Here is a 13405-nt window from a genome sequence, read left to right as displayed (position 1 = left end):
GCCAGCTCCCATGGCCTTCCAGAGTAACCTCTATGTATCGCGCAATTACCGAGAATATCGAAGTAACCGTTGAGCCGTTTTATCTGGAAGAGCAATCTTCACCGGATGAATCCCGTTATGTCTGGGCTTATCGGGTAACGATTATCAATCATTCGGATATTCCGGTGCAATTGCGCTCACGGACATGGAAGATCACCGATGCCCACGGGCGGACTGAAGAAGTGCGCGGCCCCGGTGTCGTTGGCGAAGAACCGTTTCTGAAACCGGGTGACAGCTATCAATATTCGTCCGGCTGTCCGCTGACGACCTCATCCGGCATGATGTCCGGCAGCTATATGATGCAAAATCATGAGGCTGGCAGCCCTGATGAAGGCAAACTATTCCCCATTACTATTCCGGCATTTTCGCTCGATATGCCCGGACACAGACCGGTTCTGAACTGACTATATAGTTCTGATCATCGCCACGCGGCGTTCAATCGGCAGGCCGATGGACTGTTCCAGCTCGGCAATGGAACGGAACCGCGCATTATATTGCGATACCGGCAATACCTGATAGCTGCAGCTTTCATAAAAAGGCCGGTTCCATGGTATATCGCCGAATGTCGTCAGGCTGAGACTTGCGCAGCCCTGCGCTTTGGCAATGTCAGCCGCAGCATCCAGCAATTTACGGCCAAGCCCGCGCCGCTGGAAATCCTGATGCACAGATAGCTCCCAGACATGCAGGCAACCTTCATCCGGCATGGTTTCTGCCACCAAAAAGCCGCCAAGCACACTATTGCATTCTGCAACCAGCACATGGCCTTTTTGCATAAAATCAAGATGCTGCTCGGCAGACATGACAGGCATATCGAGAATAAAATGCAAAGACGGGTCAGCTGCAAATGTTGAAGCTGCCGAGCGTTCAATCTCCGGCAGCAACGCAGCATCAGACGGCAGTGCCCGCCTTATCAGGCAGGCACTTTTGTCATGCTCAGCACTCATTGTGGCGCGTTAATTTCCGAAGGGTCAAAATCATAACGGCTGGAGCAGAACTCACAGGTCACAGAGATTTTGCCATTCTCAGTGCTGTGTTCGATTTCTTCAGCCGAGAAGCCTTTGAGCACACCAAAAATCTTGTCCCGCGAACAGGCGCAATGATCGACAACTTTCGTGCCTTCATAAACGCGCACGCCGCGCTCATGGAACAGACGATAAAGCAGACGTTCAGACGGCACCTGCGGATCAGTCAGCTCGGAATCCTCAATGGTCGCAACCAGTGAGCGGGCTTCCTGCCATTCATCCTCAACCGGAGCCTGTTCAGCCTCAGCACCATTCGGATTATCGCCGCCATGCAGATCGCGATGACGCGCACGCAATTCGGACTGCGGCAGAAACTGCACCATCAGACCACCGGCACGCCATTGTTCACTCGCTTTGCCATCGGCACCGCGCTCGAAAAGCTTGGCAACAGCCAGCTGAACTTCAGTCGCAATCTGCTCAGACTGCATGAAGTAATTGCGTGCAATATCTTCCAGCGACGAGCCGTCCAGTGCAACAATACCCTGATAGCGCTGGGTGAACTCACCCTGATCGACCGTCAGCGCCAGCGTACCCTTGCCCAGTAATTCTTCCGGCTTGGTTTTACCGGCAGCCACGAACTCTGCCACACGCTCTTCGTCAAAACGGGCATAAGCGCGGATTGCATCCGGCGTGCGGAAATCCACCACCAGCATATCCACCGGACCATCCGAGCGGGTCTGAAAGATGAATTTGCCTTCAAATTTCAAAGATGTGCCGAGCAACACGGTCAGAACCGCGGCTTCGCCCAACAGGCGAGACACGACTTCCGGATAATTATGGCGTTTCAGAATAGCATCCAGCGCCGCACCAAGCTGCACTGTGCGGCCGCGCACATCCAGACCCTCAACCTGAAAAGGCACAACAACATCATCACCGGACAGGGTAATATGGTCTGGCATCGGGCTATCAATCATCATCTGGTCTGTACTGGTCTGGTTATTCATCACTTATCTCTTTTTTATTGGCTGCCACGGGTGTCGCCACTGGGGCTGCATCACTGCACCATAAATAACACACGGCTCGCAGGCGTTATACGACCTGCAAGCCGTGGTTCAATCTTCAAATCAGGATCAGGGCAGCCGATCCATACGTTATCCTATAGATAAGAAGCGATCAGCGTCCTTCAAGACACCAGGTCAAAATCGCTTTTTGCGCATGCATACGGTTTTCTGCCTCATCAAAGACTACGGATTGCGGGCCGTCGATCACTTCATCCGTCACTTCCTCACCGCGATGGGCTGGCAGACAGTGCATGAACAAAGCATCTTTATTGGCTTTCGCCATCAGATCCGCATTCACCTGATATGGCATGAAAACATTATTGCCGCGCGCATTATCTTCCTGCCCCATCGACACCCATGTATCGGTCACGATGCAGTCAGAACCGGCCACAGCCTTTTCCGCGCTGGTGGTCGAGAAGATTTTAGCACCCTTCGCATTTGCCCAATCAACAAAACGCGACAGCGGTTCACTGCCCGAAGGTGTTGCAATATTCAGACGGAAATCAAACTGCGCCGCAGCTTCAATGAAGGAATGCAGCACATTATTGCCGTCACCGCTCCATGTGACCGTGCGGCCCTTGATTGGTCCGCGATGTTCTTCAAAAGTCAGAATATCGGCCATGATCTGACACGGATGAGTATCATCGGTCAGCGCATTGATAACCGGCACGGTCGCATGCTCGGCGAGTTCGAGCATGCGATCATGAGAGGTTGTACGGATCATAATGGCATCGACAAAACGTGACAAAACTTTGGCTGTGTCCGCAATGGTTTCACTGCGGCCAAGCTGCATTTCCGAACCGGTCAGCATGATTGTTTCGCCGCCGAGCTGGCGCATACCCACATCAAAAGAGACGCGGGTTCGCGTGGACGGCTTTTCAAAAATCATAGCCAGAACTTTACCATCAAGCGGCTTATCGCGCTCACCGGCTTTTAATCGTTCTTTGCGGGCACGCGCTTCATCCAGGATGAAGCGCAGATCCTGCGGGCTGACTGCAGAGAGATCGGTAAAATGCCTTAAAGTCTTATCATTTGCCATTATTAGTCACCGTTATGCAGGAGCTTTGGAAAGCTTGGCTGCAACCTTTTCAATCCGGTTCAGAGCTTCACGCATATCATCTGCCGTTACTGTCAGCGGAGGCAACAAACGCACAACATTGTCACCGGCGCCAACGCTCAGCATATGCTCGGCGCGCAATCCGGTAATTACATCTGTATTTGGCACGGCGCATTTCAGACCGATCATCAGGCCTTTACCGCGCACTTCGGTGAACACATCCGGATAGCGATCGATGATCGACGCCATACCCTGACGGAACTGCGATGCCATTTCGTTAACATGGCCAAAGAAACCATCGGCCAGCATTACATCCAGCACAGCTTCACCCACAGCCATCGCCAGCGGGTTACCGCCATAGGTGGTGCCATGCACGCCTGCGACCATGCCCTTGGCTGCTTCAGCGGTTGCCAGACAGGCGCCCATCGGGAAACCGCCGCCGATACCTTTGGCAGTCGCCAGCAGATCAGGCTCAATACCTGCCCATTCATAGGCATAGAATTTGCCGGTACGGCCAACACCGGTCTGCACTTCATCCAAAATCAGCAGCAGGCCGTTTTCGTCGCAGATCTGACGGATCAGACGCAGGAATTCATTGGAGAAGGAGCGAAGACCGCCCTCACCCTGTACCGGCTCCAGAAGGATAGCCGCAGTTTCCGGTGTAATAGCAGCACGCAGGGCTGCTTCATCACCGAACGGCACCTGATCAAAACCATCAACCTTCGGGCCGAAACCTTCCAGATATTTGGCCTGTCCGCCGGCTGCGATGGTTGCCAGTGTACGACCGTGGAAAGCACCTTCAAAGGTAACGATGCGATAACGCTCAGGCTGACCATTGGCGAAATGATAGCGGCGCGCGGTTTTAATCGCGCATTCCAGAGCTTCGGCACCGGAATTGGTGAAGAAAACTTTATCGGCAAAAGTATTATCGACGAGGCGCTGACCAAGGCGCTCCTGACCCGGCACTTCATAGACATTGGAAAGGTGCCACAATTTGGCGGCCTGATCCTGAAGTGTCTTTACCAGATGCGGGTGGCTGTGTCCGAGTGAATTTACAGCAATACCGGCTGCGAAATCGAGATAGCGTTCGCCGCCCTCGGTAATCAGCCAAACGCCCTCCCCTCGCTCAAAGCGCAACGCTGCACGATTATAGGTGTCGTAAAGCGGGTGCACAGTCGCAGTCGTCATGCCAATAAGGCCTCCAAAGCCTTTAAATTGAAGCGGGCATCAACATCAGTCTTCACCGGTCTCCGTGAGTTCTCTCAAACTCCCCCGGAGAAGCGGTTGTTGCGCGCGGATGAAATCAAAAAGCCGCCCTCAGGGCGGCTCGACAATGCACTATTGTTCGCCAATATATAAATGTCAATCAAAGACCGCGGCCTTGCGGGGTGAAAACCGCCCCCTTAAAATGTGCAAAAATGTCGCTGTAGCGCAATTTTCTTCCACGGGGCTCAACAAGGGATCCGGCCTGAACAACAGACCGGTACAACCATAATTGTCAATTTTTAGCCCTGCCCTTGTGAAATAAACTCCGAAGTGTTGCACGAAAACCTTGTATTTAAAAAAAACCGGTCTATTAAATGCCCGCTGATCTCCAAGGTTGGGGAAAACCATTCCAGCACCGGGCGCCGCGCTTGTCACGGAGTCCTTGCTTAAGGTAGTTTCATATTAAAGTAAGACTAGATTTAGTGCGACAGCGCCAGCTGTCCGGTACATATGGTGCCTGCTTGGACGGGCCCGCAAAAACGATAGCCGGACGCTATAAAGATTATAAAGAACGGAGCCTGAGCCACAATGAACTGGACAGATGAACGCGTCGAGCTTCTCAAGAAATTGTGGAGTGAAGGTCTGAGTGCAAGCCAGATCGCAGCCCAGCTGGGCGGCGTCAGCCGCAATGCGGTGATCGGGAAAGTGCACCGGCTTAAACTATCCGGACGCGGCAAAACAACAACTGCCGCGCCACGCAGCAAGAAACCGGCTCCCGCTCCGGTCGCTGCACCACGCCCGACAACAACATCAAGCAGCAGCATGTCATCCGGCAGTGCAAGTGCACCGCAGCCGACAATGCGTGCCACAGTGATGAAAACCTCCGGTGCCGCAGCACTGCAGGCAGAAGTTCTGGCTGATGCCGTTGCGGAACCGATTATCCGTCACAATGAAAATGTTGTTGTGCCGATTTCCCGTCACCTGACCCTGCTGCAGCTGACAGAACGCACATGCAAATGGCCGGTCGGTGATCCGCTGCACGAAGATTTCCACTTCTGCGGTCATGAATCCGGTGAATCCAGCCCTTATTGCAGCTATCATTCCAAGCTGGCTTTCCAGCCGACTGCAGAGCGCCGCCGCGCCCGCTAAGCGGAAATACATTCAGAAAAAAAGGCGCTTTTCAGCGCCTTTTTTATTGTCTTGATATCCGGCGTATCATGCGCAAGCGGCATTAATTCATCCGTATATAGTGCAAAGGCAAAGCAGGAAATGCACTGCTTTTTGCACCACTCAGCGCGCAAAACTTAAAGCAGGCGCTGATAAACCGCCAAAGTCTGATCTGCGATTCCAGACCAGCTATAGTTTTTTGCAATTTCCGCACTCTGTTCAGCCGCCTGCGCTGCACTGAAAGGCTGATCCAGTTTTTCAGCCATCTGCTTTGCTAAGGCCTGCGTATCTCCGAGAGGGAAATAATCAGCCTCCGGCAAGCCGACTTCAAGATTGGCGGTAATATCACTGGCCAGAACCGGCAATCCGTAGCCCATCGCCTCCATCATCGCGATCGGCATGCCTTCATGACTGGACGGCAAAACAAACAAAACTGCATTGCTGTAAAGCGCCGTCAGATCATCGCCGCGCTGCATGCCGGTGAGCACGACATCCGGCGTTTTGGCAGCCAGAGCTTTCACCTGATCGACATAAGGTGACTGGTGATCGGCGGCACCGACAATCGCCAGTTTCTTATCCGTGTGAAAACCCGCAGCCTGCATGGCAGCAAAAGCAGCAATCAGATCATGCTGGTTCTTTTCCGGCACGATACGGGCAACCATCACCACATATTTCTTCTGCTCCAGCGCGAATGTCTGCAACACAGCGCTTGCCCCACCGGTTTCCCGTAAGGTCACACCATTGGGAATAAATTGTGCGGAGACATGATAGCGCTCTGCCATGGCCTCAGCGATATGACGGGAAACGGCAATCCGCTGACTGGCAAAACGCATGCCTGCCCATTCGCCGGTTTTCAGCATTTTGCGGGCAAGTCCGCCCCATTTATCGCGGTTATAATCAAAACCATGATGGGTGACGACGGTTTTAAGCCCGAATAAACGTGCCAAAGGGGTCAGTAAAGCGGGGCCGATTGCATGAATATGCAGGATGTCAGGTCGACGAACTACCGCCACCAGCACGCCGAGAAATGTATGGGCAATCGCTTCAAATTTCGTGGAAAGCGGCGCCCAAAGCGGCGTGACCTGCACACCCTCCCATTGATAAGGCTTTTTCTGCGTCAGATAGGGTTTGCGCCCCAGCACTTCGACATCCCAGCCTTTCTCAACGAAAACGCGGGCAAGCTCCTCAACATGCTTTTCCACACCGCCCTGCACTTGCGGCACACCGCGCAGACCGAGCATCATCACTTTGGGACGCTTACTCATGCGCTTACTCCCAGATCAGCGTAAAGAGCGAGCATACGATTACGATAGGCTTCAGCGGAGAATTCATTCAAAATCCACTCGCGCCCGGCCAGTCCCATCCGGTTACGCTCCGCAAGTGGCATAGCAGCCATGCGGCTTAGTTGTGCAGCCAGATCGTCGGCATTACCGGCCTCGGCAGTCAGACCAGTCTCGCCTTCACGGATCATCTCCGGAATACCGCCCATGCGCGCGCCGATCACCGGTGTGCCAAGCGCATAGGCTTCCAGAATACTGACCGGCGCATTTTCATACCATTCAGACGGCAGAACCAGCGCCCTTGCCTCTCCGATCAGACGATGCAGCTTTTCACCTGTCACATAACCGGCGAAAACTACCGGCGCATTGAGTTCCGCTGCCAGTGCTTTCAATTCGGCCTCATCAGGCCCCGTACCGGCAATGACCAATTTCACACCGGATTTTGCCGCTGCAGTGATAAGCGTCTTGAGACCTTTTTCCGGTGCGAGGCGACCGGCAAACAGCAGATAGTCCTGCGCCTCATAAACCGGCTTCAGATGATCCGTTTCCACGAAATTCGGAATATAGACCAGCTGCTCTGGCGGCCAGCCCCATTCAATCAGCTTCTCACGGTAGAAACGGCTCGGCACCACAAAGCGATCAACTTTATTGCGGTAAAGGCCGAGCATCCGGTGAACGGCAGTTTCGACAAAAACCAGCCCGCTGAGCGAAACCGACCCTTTAATGCAGCGATTGGCAACAACATTATAAATGCGGCCACCTTTGCACTGTTCACAAATATGACCGTCAACCAGCATTTTATAAGCAGGACAGGCCAGTTTCAGATCATGCACGGTCATTACAACCGGAATATTATGCTGTTTCAGCGTCGCAAAAATTGACGGTGACAAATGGTGATAGACATTATGCGCATGAGCGATATCCGGCTTCGCGGCTTCCAGCAATTGGCTCAGATTTTGCTGCGCCTCGCGGGAATAAATGATCTTGGCAGCCTGCTTAACCTTGGTCAGCGCAGAGCTTTCACGGCCATATTCAATTTCAGATACAAAATAGCGTGACCAGTCTGAAGCCAGATTTTCCGGATGCTGCATGGCAAAAGGCACGGCATCCCAGCCGATATCCTCAAACAGGCTCATATGATCGAGAAAGATCGCTTCCGCCCCGCCACGCCGGTAAAAATAATTATTAATTGCCAGCAGACGCATCTGCTTCTCATCTAAGGTCATGCGTTCCCTCAAGCAGGCCTGAGAGCATAATTTCTTAAACTTGGAACAGAAATTATGCTCTCACTTTAAAGTGTCAGAGCGAGTTTTGTGCACCCAATGGGTGTCTGGCGCTCTAAAGCTTTATAAATTTTACACATCACACAGCATGTGCAGATGCATAATCATCCAGTGCTTCATCAACTGTTAAAATTTCACATCCGCTTTGCACCGCATATTGAACCAGTTTTTCAAAGGTCGCCGGTGTGCAGCCATAGGATGTCGGTGTTTCAGAAATGTCATGCGTAAAAAAGATCAGCCAGCCCGGCTGCGCTTTCACCGCATCAATTTCCCGCGTCAATTGTAATGAATGTGCCTCTGGCTGGCGGATCTCCATACCATACAACATTTGCGGGCTTATTGCCCCGCGATTGATCCGGTTCTCTCCGGCGCGGCAAGTACGGTAATTACGCGCCAACCGCCGATGGGCAAAATAGGAAACCGCATTATAGGGATAGGCAAAATTAAACTTCGGACCATGTCCGCCTTTGTTATCTCCCAGAATCCGGCTCAGAAATGACCGGTTTCGGTCAATCTCACTTTGCAACTGCGCATCCTTGAGTGTCGCAACATTCGCATGTGAAAATGTATGGCATCCGATTTCATGCCCGCGCTCCGCCAGTTCACGAATTCCGCTTTCTGTAATCAGTTTACGGCTGGTTTCTGATGTACCGGCGAGCCCTCCGGCCACATAAAATGTTCCGCGCAATCCGTATTTTTCCAATATGGCCGCGCCATAATACAAAGTGCTGTCGGGTACATCGTCGAAAGTGAACGTGATCACCGCATGATCCGTTGGCACATGAAGTGTTTTAGGAGCGAGGCGGGACATCAGCCGTGCCTGTAAACGAGCGACCCAGTATTTAATTTTGTGCTTCACCGTGTCACTCCGATACTGCCTGATGCGAACGCAAGCGAGGGCGCATCGTCATAAGGAACCGGCACTGCCAATGCCTGCAAACGCAAGCCGAACAGAGCCATCATAACGCTGAACCATAATAAACTGCCGGTTTCAAAGAATACACTTTCAAGCGCGCCCCCAAACAAACCGTAAAGCCAGATACGTACATAAAGCCGCACAACAGGCGTATAGAGGTTTTGCTGTGAAATCCGCCTGATGTAAAGTAATGGCAGCACTAAAATCCAGATAAAGACAAGCAAAAAACCAATAACACCGAGATTAATTAACGCATCGACCCATGCATTGTGACCGTTAAAAGCACGCGGAGACCAGTTTTCCACTGTATCATTATTAACCAGAGCGTCAGTCAACCAATAACCATGAAGCCCGTGCCCGATCAATGGCCTATCAGCAATTGCCCCTACAGCCAGTCGCCAGATATCCGAACGGTTGGTGAAACTGGCATCAATGCCGAGCGATGTAATAAACTCATAGACAGACGGTATCAATGCAGCGCCGACCGTTAAAAAATTGATCGTTAACACACCGCCGACAGCAATCGGCACACGCAGCCACTTAATTTTCTCGAAAACATAGGCAATCAGCAGGATCATCGGGAACATGGCTGTCGATGTCTTGCCGCCGGTATGCATCAAGAAGAACACCGACAAAACAAGGATCAGCCAGCCCGCAAGGTGATAGCCTTTATCTTTCAGGTAGAGCCCGAAGAAACCACTGACCAGCATGGCTGCAGAGGCAACATTCTTATGGGCAAAATGACCGCGCCAGTTCCCTAACTGCTCGTCGCCCAATTCGGAACTGAACTGATGTATAGCCACTAACGGCTTGAACATCACACCGAAATAGGCAAGCCCCAGCATGACAAACAGCCCTACCATAATCATTTTGGCGAATTGCTCTTCAGAACGCGGCAATAGCAGGAATACCGAGGCATTGAGCATAATGATGCAGGAAAGAATAAGCTGTTTTAAGGATTCAACCCGCTCTGCAGAGAAAAGCGCCGCGAGTAAAATCCATACCACTAGCAACACGATTAAAGGTCTGGGTTGCAATACCAGCTTCTTTAACGGGCTAAGGGCAACATAACAAATGGCACTGGCAAAGAGCAGCAAGGAAACGACCTGATTAAACAGGCTTGAGCCGCCTTCAGCCGCCGCCGAAGCCGTTTCCGCAGGAAAAGGCTCGATCGTCACCCAGAGGTAAAAGAACTGCGCCATGAATAAGGTCGCAGCAAGAAAACCCCTTATATCGCTCATGCTGGAGGTGCGGATCATCTGCAACCTGCTTCACTATTTTTTATAAGAAGCGCGGGACTGTGCACGTAAGAGACCGATAAATCCGAAAAGCAACGCCAAACCCGTACCAAGACCACCGCCGACAACGGCACCGGCAACAGTAAGAAGAGCTGTACCCGGAGGCCATGAACGGCTTTTCGGCGGCAAGGCCGGTGAAGCAATACGGATATTAGTCGCATCGATCTGCTGGCGCTGGGCAATTTCCTGCGCACGGGTCAGATAGGTCTGGTACAGAGTTGTCTTTGTCAGGCGGTCTCGTTCAAGATCATTCAGCGTAACCTGTGCATCCGTATCGAGGGAAACCGCTGACCGTGCAGTCTCAATCTGACGGCGCAAAGTTTCAACCACAGAATTTGCCTGATCGAGATCCAGCTTTGCGGCACGTAAAATCCGTGACGTTTCCTGCGAAATTTGTGCCTGCAGACCTGTAATCTGCGACTGCGTGCTGGCCAGTTCAGGATAACGCGGACCATAAGTCATGGTCATAGCATCAAGACGCTGTTTCAGGGTCGCATATTGTGTGCGCAATGCAGTCAGCGTCGGGGATTGCAATGTACCGGACGGATCCAGAGCCTGATTGCCGGCACTGGTCAGTTCTGCATAACGGGATTTTGCCTCGGCCTGACGGCTCAGAGCGCCGACAAGCTGCGAATTGATTTCTGTCAAAGCCTGTGCACTGACCAGCTCACCGGTATTACCGGTCTGAAGTCCCTGCGCATTGCGGAACTGCGCTACTTTCATTTCGGCTTCAGTTGCAGCTTTTTTCAGCTCACTCAGCGGCTCTGTCAAAGCACGGGCAGCGCGTGCGGCACCATCCCGCTCATTCTGCGCAACTTCATCCTGAAAGGCCTTGGCGACAGTATCTGCCAATATAACGGCCTTTTCAGGCTCCCGCGCCCAGACAGTGAGATTAATCAGATAAGAACGTTCCGGACGGCGGGCCTCAACACGCGATGACAATTCACGCAAGGCTGCAATATTCTTTGCCTGCTGCGGATCAACTGCTTCATCCTTCTTCGGCTCACCCAGAAGACCGGAGAATAATGTTTTCTCTGTTCCGTTAAATTCCGGATCATCCTGCAATTTCAGTTCGTCGACCACCCGTTGCATCACATTACCGGATGTCAGCAAGCGCAGCTTGCTTTCAATATCCATCAGCTGGCTTTCTGCCTGCATACTGGTGGCATAAACATCATTCGGCACAACCTGCAAATTTGATGGTGCAACAATGATATCCGAACCCGCAGTGAAACGCGGCTTGGCGGTTTTACCAAAACCTATGCCGACAGCTGCTCCCACCAGAGCCAGCAGCAGGATCAGCCACCAAAAGCGCAGCAACCAATTGATAATATCTGAAAAACCAACAACCGGAAAAACCCAGCTGCGCTGTGCAGAACGCGCCTCGTCACTGTCTGCATAATCCTGTTGCGAAGGAGAAGAAACGGTTTGAGAGGCTCGTATATCTGTACCCGGCTGCAAAACAGCTTCTGCACCACGGCTGCCGGCAGACGCGGGTTTGGCTTTTTTAGCTAATTCTTGCAGCGTATACATCAGACATCTCTAATAGCTTGAGGCAAAACCCGTATAGAGGGCTCAATTGCTGTATCTACTTATGCAGTAACAGAGATATTAAAAAAAAAGGTTAACAAAGCCTCATCGGCATAGTTTAAGTATTAGATTCCATGAAAAGCATTATTTTAAATTTTACTTATAATAATTAATAACAGGCTTCCCTGCCTTTTTGTTTTCCGGCCTAAATCGGTCTAAAATTGTTCCCTTTCACAGGAAAATGCTATAGAGAGGCTGCGACAAGGGAAATAAAACTATGAGTGAAACGGAGTTGCCGGACAACCGCATGTCTGCACGTATCCGACGATATTTACCGTCGCTCCTCTCCTATATGGCTTCCAGCGGCAGCCTCATCATGGCAAGTGTAGCACAGCTTGCGACATTTGCTATTCTCGCGCGTTTTCTCGGCGCGGCTGAATTTGGTATGTTCATCACTATCATGGCAATCACCAGCATTGTCGTGCATATTTGCGGCATTGGCAGCGCTGAAAGCCTGCTGCGGCGCGTGGCGCAGAATAAAAAAATATATCCGGTCATGCTCGGTCACAATCTGATATTGATCGGTATCAGCGGTGCTCTGCTCGTAGCTGCCGGAATGCTTATCCTGCCCTACTGGATCGAATTTTCACCTGATCCTGTTACCAACGCGATCAGTCTCTTTCTCTATCTTGTCACCAATATTGTCTTGCTGCGCATGATTTTGCTGGCTGAGACCGTCTATATCGGACACAGCAATTTCAAAGCAGCCAATCTCTCTGTGGTCGGCTTCGCCCTTGCCCGTACGCTTGCGGCGGTTCTGGCTTGTGTTGTGTTTGGCGTCAGCACCATTAACGGCTGGGCCTGGTGGCAATTTGCCTGCCACGTATTAGTTGCCGGAATATACTGGCTGTTTTTAATGCGGCTGGGCAAGCCCATCTTCCATATTATGCGTGAGGAAATCAAACTCGGTATCTTCTTTGCCACCCCGTTCATCTTCCGCGCCATTCGCCAGAATATCGACTTGCTGCTGCTTGGTCTTCTCCTCTCCCCCGCAGTCATCGGCAGCTACGGCGTTGCACGACGGATTGTCGACAGCAGCTATCTGAATATTGATGCCATGAGCCGTTTGCTCTATCCCCGCTTTGCCAAAATGAGTGCGAACGGCATCGACAAAGCCTGGCCTCTGGCACAAAAAGCCACGCTGATGGCATTGGGTATCTCCGTTTTCACGGCGACATTTGTTTATTTTCTGGCACCATATCTGCCACTGATTTTCGGTCAGGAATATCAGTCCATGGTATATTTTACGCAGGTGCTGTGCTGGGTCATTATTTTCTATGCATTATGGTCTGTCAGCGTCGAGGTAATGGGATCCGCCGGTGAGCACGGCTATCGCGCGGCTATTCTTAACACCGGCAATATAATCGGCGCGCCGATACTGGCATTTGCCACATGGCTGATGCCGCCGACAGGTACATTTATTTCGATCTATCTGATTGAAATCTCTATCGCCATCTGCGCATGGCTGGTGCTGTTGCGCTTGATGCGCAGGGCAAAACAGAGTTCAGTTTAGAGTGACCTTATTGCACCCGAAGAGGTGCCCGTC

12 protein-coding genes are annotated in these 13405 nt (G+C 51.8%); 3 read left to right on the top strand and 9 right to left on the bottom strand.

Annotated elements, in window-relative coordinates:
* The first annotated feature begins 32 nt into the window (after positions 1–32).
* Positions 33–443 (top strand): Co2+/Mg2+ efflux protein ApaG, encoded by a 411-nt coding sequence (gene apaG / locus LDL70_RS02745; RefSeq protein ID WP_022711120.1) that lies wholly within the window; start codon positions 33–35, stop codon positions 441–443.
* On the opposite strand, the gene LDL70_RS02740 is transcribed toward apaG, so the two are convergent.
* The 4 genes from LDL70_RS02740 to LDL70_RS02725 form a co-directional block, all read right to left on the bottom strand.
* Positions 444–983 carry a GNAT family N-acetyltransferase gene (locus LDL70_RS02740; RefSeq protein WP_225686843.1) on the bottom strand — a complete coding sequence of 180 codons (540 nt, stop codon included), beginning with the start codon at positions 981–983 and terminating at the stop codon, positions 444–446.
* Complete coding sequence (locus tag LDL70_RS02735; protein WP_051139033.1) at positions 980–1978, bottom strand: Hsp33 family molecular chaperone; 999 nt, start codon at positions 1976–1978, stop codon at positions 980–982. The genes LDL70_RS02740 and LDL70_RS02735 overlap by 4 nt, the downstream gene beginning before the upstream one ends.
* 196 nt (positions 1979–2174) lie before the next feature.
* Entirely contained in the window at positions 2175–3101 is a 927-nt protein-coding gene (gene argF, locus LDL70_RS02730; RefSeq protein ID WP_116086858.1) for an ornithine carbamoyltransferase, read from the bottom strand.
* Between the two features lie 12 nt (positions 3102–3113).
* Complete coding sequence (locus LDL70_RS02725) at positions 3114–4307, bottom strand: aspartate aminotransferase family protein (RefSeq protein ID WP_225686841.1); 1194 nt, start codon at positions 4305–4307, stop codon at positions 3114–3116.
* Positions 4308–4913: 606 nt separating this feature from the next.
* Here LDL70_RS02725 and LDL70_RS02720 point away from each other — a divergent pair.
* Positions 4914–5474 carry a GcrA family cell cycle regulator gene (locus tag LDL70_RS02720; RefSeq protein ID WP_022711114.1) on the top strand — a complete coding sequence of 187 codons (561 nt, stop codon included), beginning with the start codon at positions 4914–4916 and terminating at the stop codon, positions 5472–5474.
* 155 nt (positions 5475–5629) lie between these two features.
* Here the strand turns inward: LDL70_RS02720 and LDL70_RS02715 are convergent, their stop codons facing one another.
* The 5 genes from LDL70_RS02715 to LDL70_RS02695 all read right to left on the bottom strand — a co-directional run bounded on the left by LDL70_RS02715 (position 5630) and on the right by LDL70_RS02695 (position 11802).
* A complete protein-coding gene (locus tag LDL70_RS02715) occupies positions 5630–6757 on the bottom strand; it encodes a glycosyltransferase family 4 protein (protein ID WP_225686839.1) in 1128 nt (375 codons plus the stop codon).
* Positions 6754–7998, bottom strand: a complete 1245-nt coding sequence (locus LDL70_RS02710; protein ID WP_225686837.1) for a glycosyltransferase family 4 protein — start codon at positions 7996–7998, stop codon at positions 6754–6756. The genes LDL70_RS02715 and LDL70_RS02710 overlap by 4 nt, the downstream gene beginning before the upstream one ends.
* 136 nt (positions 7999–8134) lie before the next feature.
* Positions 8135–8866, bottom strand: a complete 732-nt coding sequence (locus LDL70_RS02705) for a polysaccharide deacetylase family protein (protein ID WP_213599815.1) — start codon at positions 8864–8866, stop codon at positions 8135–8137.
* Positions 8867–8910: 44 nt separating this feature from the next.
* Complete coding sequence (locus LDL70_RS02700; RefSeq protein ID WP_225686833.1) at positions 8911–10230, bottom strand: O-antigen ligase; 1320 nt, start codon at positions 10228–10230, stop codon at positions 8911–8913.
* Positions 10231–10245: 15 nt separating this feature from the next.
* On the bottom strand, positions 10246–11802 hold the full coding sequence (locus LDL70_RS02695; protein ID WP_225686831.1) for a GumC family protein: 1557 nt from the start codon (positions 11800–11802) through the stop codon (positions 10246–10248).
* A 274-nt stretch (positions 11803–12076) separates the two neighbouring features.
* Here LDL70_RS02695 and LDL70_RS02690 point away from each other — a divergent pair, with 274 nt between their 5' ends.
* A complete protein-coding gene (locus LDL70_RS02690; RefSeq protein ID WP_225686829.1) occupies positions 12077–13372 on the top strand; it encodes a lipopolysaccharide biosynthesis protein in 1296 nt (431 codons plus the stop codon).
* Positions 13373–13405 lie beyond the last annotated feature (33 nt).

The organism is Pseudochrobactrum sp. XF203, assembly GCF_020341615.1.
GTDB lineage: Bacteria > Pseudomonadota > Alphaproteobacteria > Rhizobiales > Rhizobiaceae > Pseudochrobactrum > Pseudochrobactrum saccharolyticum.
The sequence above is the reverse complement of the archived record's forward strand: the minus strand, read 5'-3'. Positions and strand labels throughout refer to the sequence as shown.